Annotated in this window: 15 protein-coding genes; 9 read left to right on the top strand and 6 right to left on the bottom strand. The window is 51.4% G+C overall.

Annotated elements, in window-relative coordinates:
- Nucleotides 1-209: 209 nt before the first annotated feature.
- The gene (locus F3F93_RS11710) at nt 210-1,862 is read right to left on the bottom strand and encodes an HD family phosphohydrolase (RefSeq protein ID WP_176959379.1); all 1,653 of its coding nucleotides are present in this window, start codon (nt 1,860-1,862) and stop codon (nt 210-212) included.
- Nucleotides 1,863-2,092: 230 nt separating this feature from the next.
- Here F3F93_RS11710 and F3F93_RS11715 point away from each other — a divergent pair, with 230 nt between their 5' ends.
- The 4 genes from F3F93_RS11715 (at nt 2,093) to F3F93_RS11730 (ending at nt 6,952) form a co-directional block, all read left to right on the top strand.
- Nucleotides 2,093-2,632 (top strand): DUF5610 domain-containing protein, encoded by a 540-nt coding sequence (locus F3F93_RS11715; RefSeq protein WP_176959380.1) that lies wholly within the window; start codon nt 2,093-2,095, stop codon nt 2,630-2,632.
- Between the two features lie 294 nt (nt 2,633-2,926).
- Nucleotides 2,927-3,523: a cytochrome b/b6 domain-containing protein gene (locus tag F3F93_RS11720; protein ID WP_176959381.1), complete on the top strand. Its 597-nt coding sequence runs from the start codon at nt 2,927-2,929 to the stop codon at nt 3,521-3,523.
- A gap of 11 nt (nt 3,524-3,534) precedes the next feature.
- Complete coding sequence (locus tag F3F93_RS11725) at nt 3,535-4,335, top strand: formylglycine-generating enzyme family protein (RefSeq protein WP_176959382.1); 801 nt, start codon at nt 3,535-3,537, stop codon at nt 4,333-4,335.
- 118 nt (nt 4,336-4,453) lie between these two features.
- Entirely contained in the window at nt 4,454-6,952 is a 2,499-nt protein-coding gene (locus F3F93_RS11730; RefSeq protein WP_176959383.1) for a glycogen/starch/alpha-glucan phosphorylase, read from the top strand.
- A gap of 55 nt (nt 6,953-7,007) precedes the next feature.
- Here F3F93_RS11730 and F3F93_RS11735 read toward each other — a convergent pair whose 3' ends face one another.
- The 3 genes from F3F93_RS11735 to glgA are packed head-to-tail and all read right to left on the bottom strand — an operon-like array spanning nt 7,008 to nt 10,012.
- Complete coding sequence (locus tag F3F93_RS11735; protein ID WP_176959384.1) at nt 7,008-7,631, bottom strand: YigZ family protein; 624 nt, start codon at nt 7,629-7,631, stop codon at nt 7,008-7,010.
- Between the two features lie 3 nt (nt 7,632-7,634).
- Nucleotides 7,635-8,558, bottom strand: coding sequence for an ROK family protein (locus F3F93_RS11740; protein WP_176959385.1), 924 nt, complete (start codon nt 8,556-8,558; stop codon nt 7,635-7,637).
- On the bottom strand, nt 8,558-10,012 hold the full coding sequence (gene glgA, locus F3F93_RS11745) for a glycogen synthase GlgA (protein WP_176959386.1): 1,455 nt from the start codon (nt 10,010-10,012) through the stop codon (nt 8,558-8,560). The genes F3F93_RS11740 and glgA overlap by 1 nt, the downstream gene beginning before the upstream one ends.
- A 164-nt stretch (nt 10,013-10,176) precedes the next feature.
- Here glgA and pgi point away from each other — a divergent pair, with 164 nt between their 5' ends.
- The 4 genes from pgi (at nt 10,177) to F3F93_RS11765 (ending at nt 14,500) form a co-directional block, all read left to right on the top strand.
- A complete protein-coding gene (gene pgi / locus F3F93_RS11750; RefSeq protein WP_176959387.1) occupies nt 10,177-11,823 on the top strand; it encodes a glucose-6-phosphate isomerase in 1,647 nt (548 codons plus the stop codon).
- Between the two features lie 65 nt (nt 11,824-11,888).
- A complete protein-coding gene (locus F3F93_RS11755) occupies nt 11,889-12,125 on the top strand; it encodes a plasmid partition protein ParG (protein ID WP_176959388.1) in 237 nt (78 codons plus the stop codon).
- Nucleotides 12,126-12,314: 189 nt separating this feature from the next.
- Complete coding sequence (locus tag F3F93_RS11760) at nt 12,315-13,409, top strand: PD40 domain-containing protein (protein ID WP_176959389.1); 1,095 nt, start codon at nt 12,315-12,317, stop codon at nt 13,407-13,409.
- Between the two features lie 23 nt (nt 13,410-13,432).
- A complete protein-coding gene (locus F3F93_RS11765) occupies nt 13,433-14,500 on the top strand; it encodes a PD40 domain-containing protein (protein WP_206675434.1) in 1,068 nt (355 codons plus the stop codon).
- Nucleotides 14,501-14,552: 52 nt separating this feature from the next.
- Here F3F93_RS11765 and F3F93_RS11770 read toward each other — a convergent pair whose 3' ends face one another.
- Together F3F93_RS11770 and F3F93_RS11775 are read right to left on the bottom strand one after the other, a co-directional pair.
- Entirely contained in the window at nt 14,553-14,798 is a 246-nt protein-coding gene (locus F3F93_RS11770) for a zf-HC2 domain-containing protein (RefSeq protein ID WP_176959391.1), read from the bottom strand.
- Nucleotides 14,795-15,358 (bottom strand): sigma-70 family RNA polymerase sigma factor, encoded by a 564-nt coding sequence (locus F3F93_RS11775; RefSeq protein ID WP_176959392.1) that lies wholly within the window; start codon nt 15,356-15,358, stop codon nt 14,795-14,797. Before F3F93_RS11775 ends, F3F93_RS11770 begins: the two co-directional genes overlap by 4 nt.
- Before the next feature lie 153 nt (nt 15,359-15,511).
- Here F3F93_RS11775 and murI point away from each other — a divergent pair, with 153 nt between their 5' ends.
- Nucleotides 15,512-16,294, top strand: coding sequence for a glutamate racemase (gene murI / locus F3F93_RS11780; RefSeq protein ID WP_241697128.1), 783 nt, complete (start codon nt 15,512-15,514; stop codon nt 16,292-16,294).
- Nucleotides 16,295-16,455 lie beyond the last annotated feature (161 nt).

Below are 16,455 nucleotides of genomic sequence, written 5' to 3' on the forward strand. Positions count from 1 at the left end.
CTGCCATTCGGTGGCCCTTTTTTATTGCGCAGGATCGGGTCGGATCAGGTTTATTGAAACTAACCAATTGCAATAAAAGGATAAGATTTCTAAGTATGGGCGATACAAGGGCTTAGAGGCATTTTTTGGTGGTGAAAAGCAGCCTCTATGGTTCAGGCTCATTATGAGTCCGGAGTTGTCATGGTTGCCGCTAACCTCAAGGGATCATTTCACTCCATGTCGAACGGATAGCCGGGGATCTCGGAGGGTTCAATAATATCGATCAGTTCAGGGGCCATGAACTCCTGTGCGTAGGGGAGGTAGACCTTCTCCTCAATAAAGAGATCGAAGAGGTCGGGATCGATGTGATGCTGCTGTTTCATCTTACCCAGAATCGATAACGATTCAGAGAGTTTTTTGGCATCTTTGTAGGGGCGATCTCTGGCGGTGAGTGCTTCAAAGACATCGGCAATTGCCATCACTCTGGCCGGTACGCTCATCTCTTCGCGGGTTAGCCCCAGCGGGTAGCCTTTCCCATCCATGCGCTCATGATGGCCGCCTGCATATTCAGGCACATTCTCCATATCACGCGGGAACTTCATCGATCTAAGCATTTTGTTGGTGACCACGATATGGTCGTTGACGATCTGTCGCTCATCGGCATTAAGGGTGCCGTAGTGGATCAGCAGGTTGTTCAGCTCATCCTCAGAGAAGAAGGGGACAACCTCGCCATCACAGTTGCACCATGTGCGCTTGGCGATGGCTTTGACGCGCTCTTTGAGTTCAGGTGCCATCGATTCAACGCCTTTGTTGCAGTGGCGGATAAAATCGCGTTCGTTATCAAGCGCTTCAAGCTCGCGATGGTAGTTGCGAACAGCATCCTCAGCAGCTGGCCCCTCCAGACCTATCTCCAGAAGCTGCTTTAACATGGCGATTTCGGCATCGCGTTTAAGAACTTCGAAACGGGTGTCGATCAGGGTGATGCGATCATAGATGGTCTCAAGCTTGGTCGCTTTGTCGACCACATGCACAGGCGTGACAAGTTTGCCGCAATCGTGCAGCCATGAGGCCACTTCAAGGCTGTAGCGCTCCTTCTCTGTCAGGGTGAAATCTTTCAGCGCTCCATCTGCACGGCTGGCAGCATCAGCCAGAGCCAGTGTCAGTACCGGAACACGCTTGCAGTGGCCGCCGGTGTAGGGTGACTTCTCATCGATGCCGGTTGCGATGGTTTTGATGAAGGAGTCAAACAGCTCTTTGAGATCATCAATCAGCCGTTTATTCGTCAGTGCGACAGCGCCCTGAGAGGCCAGTGATTTCACCAGATGGATATCATCTTCATCAAAGGCGATGGCGTCACTATGCTGGCCGCCCTGTTTATTGATTAGCTGAATGACACCGACTGTTTTGCCATCATGGTTAACCATCGGTACGGAGAGCATGGAGCGGGTGCGGTAGTTCATGCGTTCATCAAACATACGCGGTCCTGTGAAATCGAAGCCGGCACCATTGTCTTCATAAACATCGGCGAGATTAACTGTCTCATTGTTCAGGGCAGAGTAGGCAACCACACGCTCATTGTTGGGTCGTCCATCACGGTGGTAGAGTGCTATGGCTTTAAATTGCACCGACCGTTTCGTGGTGCCGCCCATATTGATGCCGAGCGAGCTGGTGCGCACAATTTCAAAATGCAGGCTTTTATCATCAGACACTGTATACAGTGTGCCACCGTCAGCGCGGGTGATCACTTTGGCGCCGACGAGAATCATCTCCATCAGGCGTGGCATGTCGCTCTCGGCTGAGAGCGCAATGCCGATGGCATTAAGCTTCTCAATACGTTGAACCAGATCCTGATCATGCGACAGGCCCGTGGGAATTGTATACATACCAGTACTTAAATGTGGATCTGGAATCGTCCTGTCTCCTTGATAGGGCTAACTTATACGTATATCGGTGAAATAAGCCTGAGCTTAAGCTTTATCTGCTTAAACTGCAGCATTGCTCCACACCTTGCAATTACGCTCTCCTCCTGCTGCTTCAGTTTACCTGAATTTATGCGATAATGAGTAAGGAGGTTGCGGCTGCATGTTAATCAGCCAGATCTCAGGAGAATGTGATGGCGATTACAATTCCCGGCTATAGCACTGCCAATGCGACTCTTCTTCCACAGAAGGGTGTAGCAGAGCAAGGCAAAGCTTCTGCGCTTCCGGCGGCTGTTCAGGCTAAACTTGATAACCGTATGAGTCTGAATGCGGCAAACAACCCTACCGCGTTGATTTTGCAGGCGGCACAGGAGAAGATAAACGAGATGTTTAAACCCTATCTCGGTGACGGGGCGGTCCAGCGCGCTGTTGATTCTGATCTGGATATGAGTCCGGAAGCGACAGCTGAGCGGATCATCAGTTTTGCAACCCGGTTGATCGGAAGTGCTGAAAATGTGCAGTCTGAGCTGCCAGTCGATGAGCAGCGTTCCAGAGAGCAGCTGTTTAATAACGTGAAGATTGGTGTCGAACGTGGTTTTGAGCAGGCACGGGATATTCTTGAAAGTATGAAGGCGCTGGAAGGGGGTGTAAAAGAGACCGTCGATACCACCTACAGCCGCGTACAGGAGGGGCTCTCTGATCTGGCCCTGCTGCTTGGCCTTTCACCTGCCTGATAATTTCAGGCTTAAAGGTGCTTTCACACGTTCGTGAGCTTGGATTTATAACGTCATAGCTACTTGTTCTGTTTTCCTGACCTCCTTTTCAGGGCTGTTTAATATTCGATTTATTCGACATTTAACAGTGCAAGTAAGGAATCCTGTCACTTGAATTCAGAGAGAAAAAGCGCAGGCTGCGTGCCACCCTGGGAGGGGTGAGTCCTCGACTCGAAAATCTGTATTATATTAGATGTTGATAATATAATGAAATCATTCTATTGTTCGCTGCCAATTGTAGGTACGGAGGAACAGATGGACAGAATTAATACGGCAACGCGCGTTCTGCATTTTTTATTTATTGTGACCGTGGTGTTTCAGCTTGGTAGTGCGCTGGTAATGCGCGTGCCTGAACCGGGCAAAATGGTGATCTGGGCGAATGTTCTCTTTTCATGGCATATCATGTTTATCGGCTGGACCGCTTACCTGCTCAGCTTTATCTACGCCATGACCCGTTTTGCCGATAAGGAGGCCTGGGGTCGTCTGGTGCCATGGTTCTCGAAAAAGCATCGTGCAGCCTTTTATAAGTCGGCCAGAGAGGAGTTGCCAGGTATCTTCACCGGTAAGCTTGCACTGCCTGAAAAACGTACCGCACTGGCTGGTGCCATGCACGGTCTCGGCTTCCTGACGCTGATTGCACTGGGGACGACAGGAGCCTACGTCATGAACGGGGTGCGTTCTGACGGTAGTATGACTATGGATATGTTGTTCATGTTTAATCTGCACGAGTTTTTTGGCGTTGTGATCTATGTGTTCATTGCATGCCACGTATCTATGGTGCTTTACCATCTTCTGCTTGGGCATAAGAGAGTTCTCGATATCTTCGAGCGTCCCAACATCAGATGGAAGTAGGGAGAGTGAATATGAATTTTCATAAGCGTGGTTTTGTTGGCCTGATATTCTCAATTGCCCTGCTGGCAGTGCAGGTGAAGGCAGTGGCCGATGAGCCGAAAGCTGGCGATGTGATGACCGATGAGTTTGGTATCGAGTTCGTCTACATTGCACCGGGCAAGTTCATCATGGGTACGCCAGAGGGTGAATTTGGACGTTATCCCGATGAGGAGCAGCACGAAGTTGAGATCAAGAAAGGCTTCTGGCTGGGTAAGTATGAAGTCACATTCGAGCAGTATGATTACTTCTGCAAGAAGACCGGTAATGCCAAAGCCCGCGATGAGAAGTGGGGTCGTGGTAATCGTCCTGCGATCCATGTCAAATGGCAGGATGCTCAGATGTATGCTGACTGGCTTACCAAAAGGGCAGGCCAGAAGTATCGCCTGCCGACAGAAGCTGAATGGGAGTATGCAGCCCGTGCAGGTACGACAACCGCCTTCTCCTGGGGTGAAGATCCCACTGCGTTTTCCGAGTATGCATGGAATAGCAGCAATGCGGATAAGAAGACTCATCCGGTTGGTCAGAAGAGGCCCAATCCCTGGGGACTCTACGATATGCATGGCAATGTCTGGGAGTGGACTGGTTCTTACTACAAACAGGAGTGGGACGGTTCCGAGTTAAAGTACAGTGAGACAAAATCCAACAAAGATCGCTCTGTTCGTGGTGGTGCATGGTATCGCTTCCCCAAGGATATGCGTTCGGGTGACCGTCGGGTCTTCCATCCGCGTTATCGCCTGCCATATATTGGTTTCAGACTGCTTCGCGAACAGTAATCTGCTGCGGAGTAATTTTTATCAAGGGCTACTTTTAAGTAGCCCTTTTTTTATCTCCGTGAAATAGAGCCGAGATAAATGTAGGGTGCGCCACCAATTTTTTTACAAGGTTGAAATCATGAATGAAACAGTAAAACCTCATCGCCGAATTACCGATGTGCCACCGCTGGATAAAACAGCTGATGGTCTGGTCAACGGTATCCAGCGCCATTTCCTGCGTACACTGGGCCAGCACTCCAGTAGCACCAATTTCCACTATCGTTATCGTGCGGTGGCTCATGCCGTGCGCGATCATCTGATGGAGAACTGGAAGAACACCAAGGACGCCTATGAGACGACAGAGGGCAAACGTGCCTACTACCTCTCACTTGAATTCCTGATGGGGCGTTCGCTTGGCAATGCTGTTCTTAATCTTGATCTTGAACCGCAGGTGGAAGAGGCACTGCATGCGCTCGGGCTTGATCTGGAAGAGAAGATGGAGCAGGAAAACGATGCTGGGCTTGGTAATGGCGGCCTGGGTCGACTGGCCGCCTGTTTTGTTGACAGCTGCGCCACGCTGCAGCTGCCTGTTACCGGTTACGGCATCCGTTATGAGTACGGCATGTTTCGCCAGAAGATCGTTAATGGTTATCAGGTCGAAGAGCCGGACCACTGGCTGATCAATGGTAATGTCTGGGAGATTGAGCGCCCTGAATATGCTCAGCGTATCCATTTTGGCGGTCGTACCGAGTGTTATCATGATGATACAGGTGTGCAGCGCTGCCGCTGGGTTGATTCTCACGATGTTGTAGCAATTCCTTATGATACCCCGGTTCCGGGATACAAAAACGGAACAGTGAACACCCTGCGTCTGTGGAAATCGGCAGCGACCGACGAGTTTGATCTGGGTGAGTTTAATGCCGGTAGTTACCCGGAATCTGTGGCTCAGAAAAATGAAGCTGAGCATATTTCGATGGTACTTTATCCCAATGACTCCAGCGAAAACGGTAAGGAACTGCGCTTAAGGCAGCAGTACTTCCTTGCCTCTGCCAGTATCAAGGATGTGATTCGCCAGTGGGTAAAAAACCACGGTGCTGATTTCAGCAAGTTTGCTGAAAAGAACTGCTTCCAGCTTAATGATACCCATCCGACTGTCTCTGTGGCCGAACTGATGCGTATTTTGATTGATGAGTATCGCATGGGTTGGGATGAGGCGTGGGCGATCACCTCTAAAACCATGGCATACACCAACCATACACTCCTTCCCGAGGCGCTGGAGCGCTGGCCTGTCTACCTGTTCGGTCGCTTACTGCCACGCGTTCTCGATATTATTTATGAGATTAACGCGCGTTTCCTCTCTGAGATTGCCAAACATTGGCCTGGTGATGTTGAGCGTCAGCGTCGTATGTCGATCATTGAAGAGGGCGATGTGCAGCAGGTGCGTATGGCCTATCTGGCGATTGCTGGCAGCTTCTCTGTTAACGGTGTGGCGCAGCTGCACTCCGACCTGCTGGTTGAAGGGCTGTTTGCCGATTTCTATGCCTTGTGGCCAGAGAAATTCAACAACAAAACCAACGGTGTAACACAGCGCCGCTGGATGGCATGGTGTAACAAGCCGATGTCCAAACTGATCGGTGAAACCATTGGTGAAGGCTGGGTGACTGATCTGAACGAGCTGCGCAACCTGGTACCTTATGCTGATGATGCTGCTTTCCGCGCTAAATGGGCAGCCTGCAAGCGTCAGAATAAAGAGCGTCTGGCAGACGTGGTCGAGAAGGAGTGTGGTGTCACATTCAGTCCCGATGCGATGTTTGATATTCAGGTGAAACGTATCCATGAATACAAGCGTCAGCTATTGAACTTGCTGCATGTGATTCATCTTTATGACCGTATCAAACGTGGTGATAGTGAGAACTGGACAAACCGTTGTGTGCTGATTGGTGGTAAGGCAGCGCCGGGTTATTACATGGCCAAGCAGATCATCAAACTGATCAGTAATGTCGCTGAGGTTGTGAACAACGATCCTGAAGTGGGTGACAAGCTGAAAGTGGTCTTCTTCCCGAACTACCGTGTTTCTGCCATGGAGGTGATTGCCCCGGCTGCTGATCTCTCCGAGCAGATCTCTACGGCCGGTAAAGAGGCTTCAGGCACCGGTAACATGAAGTTTATGATGAATGGTGCGATGACCATCGGCACACTTGATGGCGCCAATATCGAGATTCGTGAAGAGGTTGGGGATGAGAACTTCTTCCTCTTTGGTCTGGATGCAGGAGAAGTGGAAGCGGTGCGTGGTCACTATGATCCCAATGCAATCATCGCGGCGGATGAAGATTTCAGGCGTGTGATGGGGCTGCTGGAGAGTGGTCACTTCAATCAGTTTGAGCAGGGACTTTTCCAGTCGGTGATCGGTGCGATCCGTTGCGCCAATGACCCATGGCTGGTGGCAGCAGATTTCCGCTCTTATGTTGATGCGCAGCAGCAGGCTTCGCTCGCATTCCAGGATCAGGATCGCTGGCAGAAGATGAGTGTTCTTAATACTGCATACAGTGGTAAGTTCTCAACTGATCGCACCATGCAGGATTACAATCGTGATATCTGGCATCTGGATCCGGTTAAACCAGAGCCGATACTTCGCTGATTCGCAGTTTAACCTGACAATGAAAAGACGCGGGGCCCTGGCTCCGCGTCTTTTTTTATCTCTGGCTCTCAGGGAATGTGACACTGGCACTGCCACTGCTGATATTGATCACAGCCTCTTCAAGCGCAGACTCTCTGCCGATCTCTACCTCGATATGCATTTCAACGCTGGTGTGATAAAGGGTTTTGCCGATGGCAATACCCAGCCCCTCAAGCAGGTGGCGAAGCTGACTCTCCAGTGCAAAGGGGAGGTGGATAATGGCTGGCACTGTGGCGGTGTGCAGTTTAAGTGGCAGCGCTTCAACAGCTTGCTGTACAGCACTTGAGTAGGCGCGCACCAGTCCACCGGCACCGAGTTTGATGCCGCCAAAGTAGCGACTAACCACCACCACGATCTCTCCGATATTTTTATGTTGCAGTACATTCAACATCGGCTTTCCAGCTGTACCCTGTGGTTCGCCATCATCAGAGCAGGCCCGATCAATTGATTGAACAGGGTGACCGGCAATATAGGCCCAGCAGTGGTGGCGTGCTTCAGGCTCCCGCTTTTTGATCTGATCAATAAAAGCAAGTGCATGCTCTTTTGACTCAGCCTGAGCGATGTCGGTGATAAAGCGACTGCGTTTAATCTCCTGCTCTACGCAGATATGGTCAGCAGGTATGGCATAGGAGCTACCCACAGGTTAGCTGCGAGAGGCGATAGCAGCGGCTCCAAGCAGTCCCGCATTGTCATCAAGCAGGGAGTGAACAACATTGATCTTACCACGCAGGGGGGGGATCAGATTGCTGTTGAGTTCAGCCATCAGAGGCGGGTGAATGAGGTGCCATGCATGGCTTAAGCCGCCGCTGATACTGACAGTCTCGATATCAAGCAGCTTCACCGCTTCGGCAATGGCAAGGCCCAGGTAGAAGCCGGTATCCCTGAGTATGTCAGCTGCTTTTTTGTTGCCGTCACAGGCATATTCGTAAACCTGTCTGGCATCGGTATCGATACCACTGATCTCGGCAAAGCGGCGGCTGACAGCGGTAGCCGATGCATAGGCTTCAAGGCAACCGTGATTACCACAGCCGCAGCTGCGCCCGTGCTTATCTACCACGCGCAGGTGACCGAACTCCATCGCCATGCCGTGCTCACCGGTATAGGGAGCGCCAGCCAGAATCAGGCCGCCACCCACACCGGTGCCAAGGGTGACATGCAGCAGGCTGTTTTTACCCCGTCCGGCACCGAAACGGTGTTCGCCGATAGCTGCGCAGAGGGCATCATTCTGTACTGAGACGCGGATACCCAAACGCTGGGAGAGACGCTCTGCCAGCGCAAACTCCTGTAGTAGCGGAAGATTGGGTGAGCCTGCCAGTACCCCACTATGGCCACGGAAAAAGCCCGGAAAGCCGATGCCGATATCAACAACCGGATTTTGTGCCAGGAAAGGGGCGATAGCCTCCTGCAGGGTATCGAGAATATAAGCTTCGGCCTCTTCTGCTGTTGCTTTGTCGTGACGACTAAGTCTGGCTTCAATCCGGCACTCATCAAGAAACAGACCGTTGTGATCGATCAGGGCAAGGCGAAGATTGGTGCCGCCGATGTCGGCGGCCAGAACCCTGTTCATCAGCTGATCAGCTGCCTGTATAGCTCGGCATAATCACTGGCGGAGGCTTCCCATGATGAGTCGCGTTTCAGAGCATTGCTGCGCATGCGCGCCCAGATGGTTTTGTTGCCATATAGCGAGATGGCGTACTCGACAGCCTCGTCAAAGGCCTCAGGTGTAGCATCTGTGAAGTGGATGCCGGTTGCTGTGCCCCGACTAACTTTGTGATCGGTAACGGTATCTTTCAGGCCACCTGTTGCGCGTACCACAGGTACTGTACCATAGCGCATGGCCATCAATTGCCCTAGTCCGCACGGTTCAAAACGCGATGGCATCAGGAAGATGTCACCACCGGCATAGATCTGGCGGGCCAGTGTTTCATTAAAGCCGCGCCAGAAGAACATCTGTTTGGGGTTGGCATCGGCAATCTGATGCAGGGCATGTTCACTGTGTGGGTCACCGGAACCCAGAATGCCCAGTTGATAGCCGCGATCAAGCCACCGTTGTGCATTGGCCAGCAGCAGATCAATACCTTTCTGATCCGCCAGCCGGGAGATAAGTACCATCAGCGGTGTATCAGCCGATACCTGCAGTCCGAACTCCTTCTGCAGCTCCTCTTTGCACAGTTTTTTGCCAGCAGTACTGCCGGCTTTGTAGTTGCTGATCAGTGTTTTGTCGGTAGATGGGTCCCAGTCGTCAATATCCAGCCCATTGACGATACCGGTAAGTTTACCTGTGTGATGCTGCAGGAAGCCCTCCAGCTCACAGCCATATTCAGGTGTCAGGATCTCTTCGGCATAGGAGGGGCTGACGGTGGTGATGGCATCGGCTGAGGCGATGCCGGCCTTCATGCAGTTGATCTGGTGGTGAAATTCGAAATCACCCGGATGGAAATGGTGGCTGGGGATGCCAAGACGATGAATCCACTCCGGCGAGAAGTTGCCCTGATAGGCGAGGTTATGAATGGTATAAACCGTTTTGGCCTGAGCAATAGCGGGGTGGTGCTGGTACTGTGTTTTAAGCAGTACCGGAATCATGCCGGTCTGCCAGTCGTGGCAGTGAATGATATCCACCTTTTTGCCAGGCATGGCTGCCGCTTCCAGTGCGACACGATCAAAGAGCAGGAAGCGCAGCAGGTTGTCTTCATAGGCGCCACCGGGCGGGCCGTAGATACCTTCGCGGTCATAGAGATCATCCTGCTCGATGAGAATATAGTGCAGACCACTGATCTCGGCCTGATGCAGAGGGCACTGGCGCTGCACACCATCGGCCCACATCTCGATGGAGGTATGCAGCGGTTTTGTACTGATACCGTTTTTTTCGAGCTCTCTGCGATAGAAGGGCAGAATCACCGTAACCTTGTGGCCGATGTGCTGCAGTGCATGCGGCAGTGAACCTGCCACATCAGCTAATCCTCCCGTTTTTGCGAGCGGTGACGCTTCCGATGCGATAAATACAATATTCAGCTCAGCCATTTGACCTCTCCCCTGACATCGCCATCCTAGCATGGCTGTTGCCTCTCATAAACATGTTGTGCGTCTATTTCATAGTTTGAATCCTGAGCTGACTAGGTTTAGCCTGTGCAGAGGCTGAGCCATACACTTCTGGTCATCCGTTCATCAGCGGTAAGGGGGGATAAGTGTCTGAACTGACGCAAACAGCAGCATGGAAAAAACTGGCAGTACACGCCGAAGCGATGAAAAAGGTACATATGCGCGATCTCTTTGCCGATGATCCGCAACGCTTTGATAAATTCTCCCTGCATTTCGGCGATACGCTTGTCGACTACTCCAAAAACATTCTTACCGAAGAGACCCGTGATCTGCTACTCGATCTGGCGCGTGAACGTGATGTTCAGGGCTGGACAGAGCGCATGTTCGCTGGCGAAAAGATTAACAACACAGAAGACAGGGCCGTGCTGCATACGGCACTGCGCAACCGCTCCAACCGTCCGGTGATGGTAGATGGCCATGATGTGATGCCTGATGTGAATCGGGTACTGGCGCAGATGCGCAGCTTTACCGAATCGGTGCGCTCCGGTGAGTGGCTGGGAAGTACAGGCAAACCGATCACCGATGTGGTCAATATCGGTATCGGTGGCTCGGATCTGGGGCCGGTCATGGTGAGTGCCGCTCTGACTCCCTATGGCCGTGACAAGATTCATATGCATTTTGTCTCCAATGTTGATGGTACGCATATGGTTGAGACGCTCAGGCATCTCTCCCGCGAAACCACGCTGTTTGTCATTGTCTCCAAAACATTTACCACCCAGGAGACCATCACCAATGCGCGCACAGCGCGTGACTGGTTTCTCACGCGAGGTGGTAGTAAAACAGCGGTTGCCCAGCACTTTGTCGCCGTCTCAACCAATGCCAAGGCGGTCTCTGCATTCGGCATTGATACCGCCAACATGTTTGAGTTCTGGGACTGGGTGGGTGGTCGTTATTCGCTCTGGAGTGCGGTAGGCCTCTCCATTGCGCTCTATCTCGGCATGGATCATTTCGAGGAGCTGTTAGAGGGTGCTCATGAGATGGATGAGCATTTCCGCACGGCGCCATTTGAGGAGAATATACCGGTTATGCTGGCCATGCTCGGTGTCTGGTATAATAATTTCTTTGATGCCGATTCGCATGCCATGCTGCCGTATGATCAGTATATGCATCGATTTGCTGCCTACTTCCAGCAGGGTGATATGGAGAGTAACGGTAAGCGGGTAACCCGCAGCGGCGAAGCTGTAGACTACTCGACCGGTCCGATTATCTGGGGCGAACCGGGCACCAATGGGCAGCACGCCTTCTATCAGCTGATTCATCAGGGTACCAAGCTGATCCCGTGTGATTTTCTGGCGCCGGTAGAGACCAAAAACCCGGTGGGGCGTCACCATCCGATGCTGCTCTCCAACTTTTTCGCCCAGACTGAAGCGTTGATGGTTGGAAAGACCGAAGACGAGGTGCGTGAAGAGCTTGAGGCTGAAGGTTTAAGCGGCGAAGCGCTGGAGGCACTGTTGCCGCATAAGGTGTTCCCCGGCAATAAGCCGACCAACTCCATCCTGTTTCAGAAGTTGACGCCGAAAGCGCTTGGAAGCCTGTTGGCGATGTATGAGCATAAGATCTTTGTGCAGAGTGTGATCTGGGATCTTAATGCCTATGATCAGTGGGGCGTTGAACTTGGTAAACAGCTGGCCAGGAAAATCCTTCCTGAACTGGACGATTTTGAAGAGACAACCAACCATGATGCATCGACCAATGGTCTGATTAACTATTACAAAGAGCACCGGAAGGAGTAGGGGCGACTGTGCACCTTTGACGTCTTAATGTGATGTTATTATCCTCTCATTTTACGGGGTGAATCATGGATAAAAGCAAGGCTAAGCAGGCAACCATCTATTTTGATGAAAATATTCACAAGGCGTTACGGCTACGGGCAGCAGGAACGGATCGTTCCATTTCCGATATTGTCAATGAAGCGGTCTGTAACATGCTGGCAGAGGATCAGAAGAACCTGATGGCCTTTGAAGCACAGGATTATGAGCCGGTCATCAACTATGAAGATCTGCTCAATGATTTGAAGTCCGAAGGCAAAATTTAGCTGCAAACAGAAGCAGTATGCCGAATGGATACGGATTCGGTTAATTGTATGTTAAAAGCTTTTAATCTGTGACGAAAGTCACAAAGGCTTACGAAAGTGCAGATGTATGATTCGCCTGCTTTAGGTGGGGGCCTAGTAGTTGAAGTTCTCTTCACGAAGCAGAAATAACTGTATTCAGGAGATCACGACATGAAAATCAGATACTTGCTGTCAGCCGTCGCAGTTGCAGCTATGTTGGTTCAACCCTCACTGGCCATGAGCCAGACGATAGTCTCAAAGCCGCAGCCTCCGCTCTATCCGGTTGCCCCCTACGTTGCAGATCGGGGCGTTGAGAGTGTTTATCCCTCTGTCGCCGGACAGTTTCTGGTTTTCGGTCAGCGCAAGGGTGATGACCTCTCCATGTACCGTGTCGCCAAGACAACGCCAAATTCAGGTCGTTACCAGATGAAGAAGCTGGCGCTGCATGACTCCATGCGCTATGGCGTTGCTGTTGATGATGGCTCTATCGGTTATGTGAGTGATCGCGTCGGTCCGATCTCGGCATGGATGTGGCAGGGCAGAGGTGATGGTCAGGTCTCTATTGGCGGTATGGCTATCTACCGGGGCACCATTGCTCCATTCCACCTCAATGCCTCCAGCGATGGTAAGCTGTGGTGTTTTGATACCACATTCCAGAAGGCACGTTACAACCAGATGCTGGCAGAGTTTACCAAGTATCCGCACTCTGAACTGGTGGGTCAGCACTGGCGTACCTACGATTCCGACAACTTCCGTTACAAACAGGGTTATGCTGCAACCAAAACGGGCAAAGAAAACCAGCTTGATGCCCCGGTACTCTACCTCTTCACACGCAGCAGCAGCGAGATCATTATGATTCCCAATGCCTATGATGGTGCGATCTCTCCCGATGGCAAACGCATTGCATTTGTCCGGGAGACGAACGGCAACTACGACATCTGGATGCAGGATATTGATGGTGACAACCTGATGCAGGTGACCAACTCTGAGTATGGCGATTTTGAGCCAGCCTGGAGCCCGGATGGTAAAAAACTGGCCTTTGTCTCTAACCGTGATTCAGCGGGAGATGTTCGCAACACCTCAATCTATATGCTGGATGTCAGCAGCAATCGTGCAACGCGCCTGACCAATGCAAAAGATGCAACCGATGGCGGTCCTGCCTGGCTGGATAACGACAGTGTTGTGTTCCACTCGAACCGGACATTAAGCAATCCTCAGGGTGATACTTACACCGGCTGGAATATCTGGAAAGTGGATATCAAGTAATGATCTCAAGAGGAGGTAGTAACGTGATTCGCTTTGCTTTTGCTCTGGTGGCGACGCTCGTTTTATCCTCTAATGCTTACAGTGATGATCTTCTTGACTGGTTACAGCAGGAGGTGATGGAGAGGAGTCCTGCAGCCGAAACCTCTTCATTCTCTTCTGAAAATGCCACACTGCTGACGTTGGAGTCCGGTGAGACGGAGATGTACCCAAAAATATCGCCCAACGGTAAACACCTTCTGGTGGTCTCTGGAAAGCACAACAAAAACAGGGTAACGCGACGTCTGCTGGAGAATGGCGACCCTCTGAATGTGGTGACCGATGATCAGCGGGCTTTCCGCTCAGCCGCCTGGCACGGCCCTGAACACGCCACCTTCCTCTCTGATCGGGGTGGTGATCTGGGGGTCTGGCAGATGGGGGCCAATGGTCAGGGGGCTGTACGGCGACTCGCCCGTCTGACTGGTGAGTTTGTTGAGATGATTGTGCTTGATAGTGGGGAGTTAATCGGTGTGCGACTGCTGCCAACCTCCGGTCTGGTAAGGTCAGGCAACGTCAAAATGATCAATCAACTGGATTTTAAAAACTGGAAGATTGCCGGTAATGAGACGCGCCTGCTGCATATCGGTAAAAATGGAGAGGAGAGCAGTCTGACGGCAGGCGTGAATCCATCGATCTCACCTGATGGCAAGAGCATCGTTTTCTCAATGCAGACAGGCCATAGCTGGCACCTGTTTATGGTGGATGTGGATGGTTCAAATCTGATTCAGTTGACCAACTCCAACAGCATTGATGTGCAGCCAACATGGAGCCCGAATGGCAAGTGGATCGCATTCACATCCAACCGTGGTGAAGCGGGTGCCAAAATCAAAAAAGAGAACTGGGATGTATGGATGATTCGCCGTGATGGTCAGCATCTGACACGCCTTACTTCTGATGCTGCCCACGATGGCGCACCAGCAATCGGTGCCAACGGTAGGGTTTATTATCACTCTGATCGTAAGGTGGATCGAGTCGCGAAAAAGGGTATGCATGCTGCTGGTGGCACTTCCGGGTTTCATATATGGAGTCTTCCGCTTCCGGCGATGGTTGAATAGATTATTGAAGAAAGCAGCGACAGTTCAGGCTGTGGCTGCTTGTTGAAGACTTCTAGTTCAGCTCATCCATTGCCTTATGCAGGCGGTTGCGTTGTGAATCGGTGAGTTTGATCTCGCCATAGCGGCTTTGATGCATCAGCGCAGCTGCCTGATGCATCAGTTCAATAGCCTGCTCAAAGTTCCTGCAGTGTTTGCACACGGCCATGTGCAGATGGAATCTGAACCTCTCCCAGAGGGATAATTCTCGTTCGATACTCTCGGATGCCAGTCGCGAGATCTCTTTACATGCGTGATTCATCGGTTTTCTCCCACGCCAAACCAGTGGATCTCAAGACATTTTCGCAGTGCAAGGCGCGCCCGGTGCAGAAGAACATGCAGATTGGTCGCTGTAATACCGCAACTCTTACAGACAGTTTCCGTGTCATCACCGCTGATGTCACGCAGCCGGAAAATAAGGCGCTGTTTTTCAGGAAGTTTACTTACACATTTTTCAAGTACGTTATTGAACTGCTCGTTGCGACAGAGGCTCTCAGGATTTTCATTCCATGCATGCGGGGCTTCACTCCAGCTGCCATCGTTGTTGAAGTAGGCAGTGGTAGGATCGCTACTCACGTTATCACTCAGGTTTCGCTCACGGATCTCTTTGCGGATGTGATCGATGATTTTATGTTTGAGAATGCCGGTCAACCACGTTCGAATGGTAGATTGGCCGGCAAAAGTAGTGTGACTTTTCCAGGCTGCAAGCAGTGTCTCCTGCAGAAGATCAGCAGCAATCTCCTCACTGTGAACACGTGACATCGCATAACGGTAGAGATAATCGCCATGTTCATTGATCCATTGGTGCGGGTCAGAGTGCATAAGATGATTCTGGTCACATGATGCGTTATCATCAATAACTATATTACTTCAGATATTCCGGTTTCTTAATCTGATGTTTTATTCTCTTCGCTTGGCTTCTTTTTTGGATAGCTTCAGCACTAAAATGAAATGGGAGCGATGGAACATTCCACTATGCAGAAATCTATAGGTGTATTCGACTCCGGTGTTGGCGGGCTCTCCGTGTTGACGCATATTCATCAGTATCTGAGCTCCGAATCATTGATCTATGTGGCTGACTCCGCCTTTATGCCTTATGGCTGCAAAAGCCCGGCAGAGGTGAGCGAGCGCTGCATTAAGATCTCTGACTTTCTCGTAGCGCAGGGGGCGCAGGCGATCGTCGTGGCTTGCAATACGGCTACTGCCGTGGCGGTCAATCTGCTCAGGGCTCGCTATACTATTCCTGTCATCGGTATGGAACCTGCGCTTAAACCGGCTGTAACACATAGTCGCACAGGTGTGGTGGCTGTACTGGCCACCAGTGGTACAGTGAGTAGTGAACGGTTCAATAGCCTGAAAGCGCGCTTTGCTGCCGATGCCAGACTGCTGGTTCAACCCTGTCCCGGACTGGTGGAGCGCATCGAGTCGGGTGATCTTGCGGGAGAGGAGACCCGAGCCATGTTAACCGCTTATCTCAAGCCGTTGTTGGAGCAGGGGGTTGATACTATTGTTCTCGGCTGTACCCACTACCCCTATGTGATACCTCTGATTACTGAGATTGCAGGTGATAACGTCTCTATTCTTGATACCGGCGATGCCATTGCGCGTGAACTGAAGCGGCAACTTCAGCTGCGCGGCAGCGTTCATCAGGAGCAGCAGAGTGGGGGCGTTGAGTTCTGGAGTACAGGCAGCCCAAATCAGACATTGATCTCCCGACTATGGGGGCAGCCTGTGCACGTGGGTCAACTTGACATCTGATTATTTTATGCACTGCAGTATAAATTGATGATTACACTGCTGTCCGGTTAAAGATTTAGCAGTAAGAAAGTAGGCCTGAATTCCCAACGTTTGTGGTACATTTGTAGTTGTCGAGACAGCAAATTTACCGCGCGGAGAACCCAGGCCATGAAGCACACTAA

Source organism: Mariprofundus sp. KV, from assembly GCF_013387475.1.
Classification (GTDB): Bacteria; Pseudomonadota; Zetaproteobacteria; order Mariprofundales; family Mariprofundaceae; genus Mariprofundus.

Excerpts from the sequence above, each read along its gene's own strand:
- F3F93_RS11710 (WP_176959379.1), bottom strand. The coding sequence starts at position 1,862 with ATGTATACAATTCCCACGGGCCTGTCGCATGATCAGGATCTGGTTCAA.
- F3F93_RS11715 (WP_176959380.1), top strand. The coding sequence starts at position 2,093 with ATGGCGATTACAATTCCCGGCTATAGCACTGCCAATGCGACTCTTCTT.
- F3F93_RS11720 (WP_176959381.1), top strand. The coding sequence starts at position 2,927 with ATGGACAGAATTAATACGGCAACGCGCGTTCTGCATTTTTTATTTATT.
- F3F93_RS11725 (WP_176959382.1), top strand. The coding sequence starts at position 3,535 with ATGAATTTTCATAAGCGTGGTTTTGTTGGCCTGATATTCTCAATTGCC.
- F3F93_RS11730 (WP_176959383.1), top strand. The coding sequence starts at position 4,454 with ATGAATGAAACAGTAAAACCTCATCGCCGAATTACCGATGTGCCACCG.
- F3F93_RS11740 (WP_176959385.1), bottom strand. The coding sequence starts at position 8,558 with ATGAACAGGGTTCTGGCCGCCGACATCGGCGGCACCAATCTTCGCCTT.
- glgA (WP_176959386.1), bottom strand. The coding sequence starts at position 10,012 with ATGGCTGAGCTGAATATTGTATTTATCGCATCGGAAGCGTCACCGCTC.
- F3F93_RS11755 (WP_176959388.1), top strand. The coding sequence starts at position 11,889 with ATGGATAAAAGCAAGGCTAAGCAGGCAACCATCTATTTTGATGAAAAT.
- F3F93_RS11760 (WP_176959389.1), top strand. The coding sequence starts at position 12,315 with ATGAAAATCAGATACTTGCTGTCAGCCGTCGCAGTTGCAGCTATGTTG.
- F3F93_RS11770 (WP_176959391.1), bottom strand. The coding sequence starts at position 14,798 with ATGAATCACGCATGTAAAGAGATCTCGCGACTGGCATCCGAGAGTATC.
- F3F93_RS11775 (WP_176959392.1), bottom strand. The coding sequence starts at position 15,358 with ATGCACTCTGACCCGCACCAATGGATCAATGAACATGGCGATTATCTC.
- murI (WP_241697128.1), top strand. The coding sequence starts at position 15,512 with ATGCAGAAATCTATAGGTGTATTCGACTCCGGTGTTGGCGGGCTCTCC.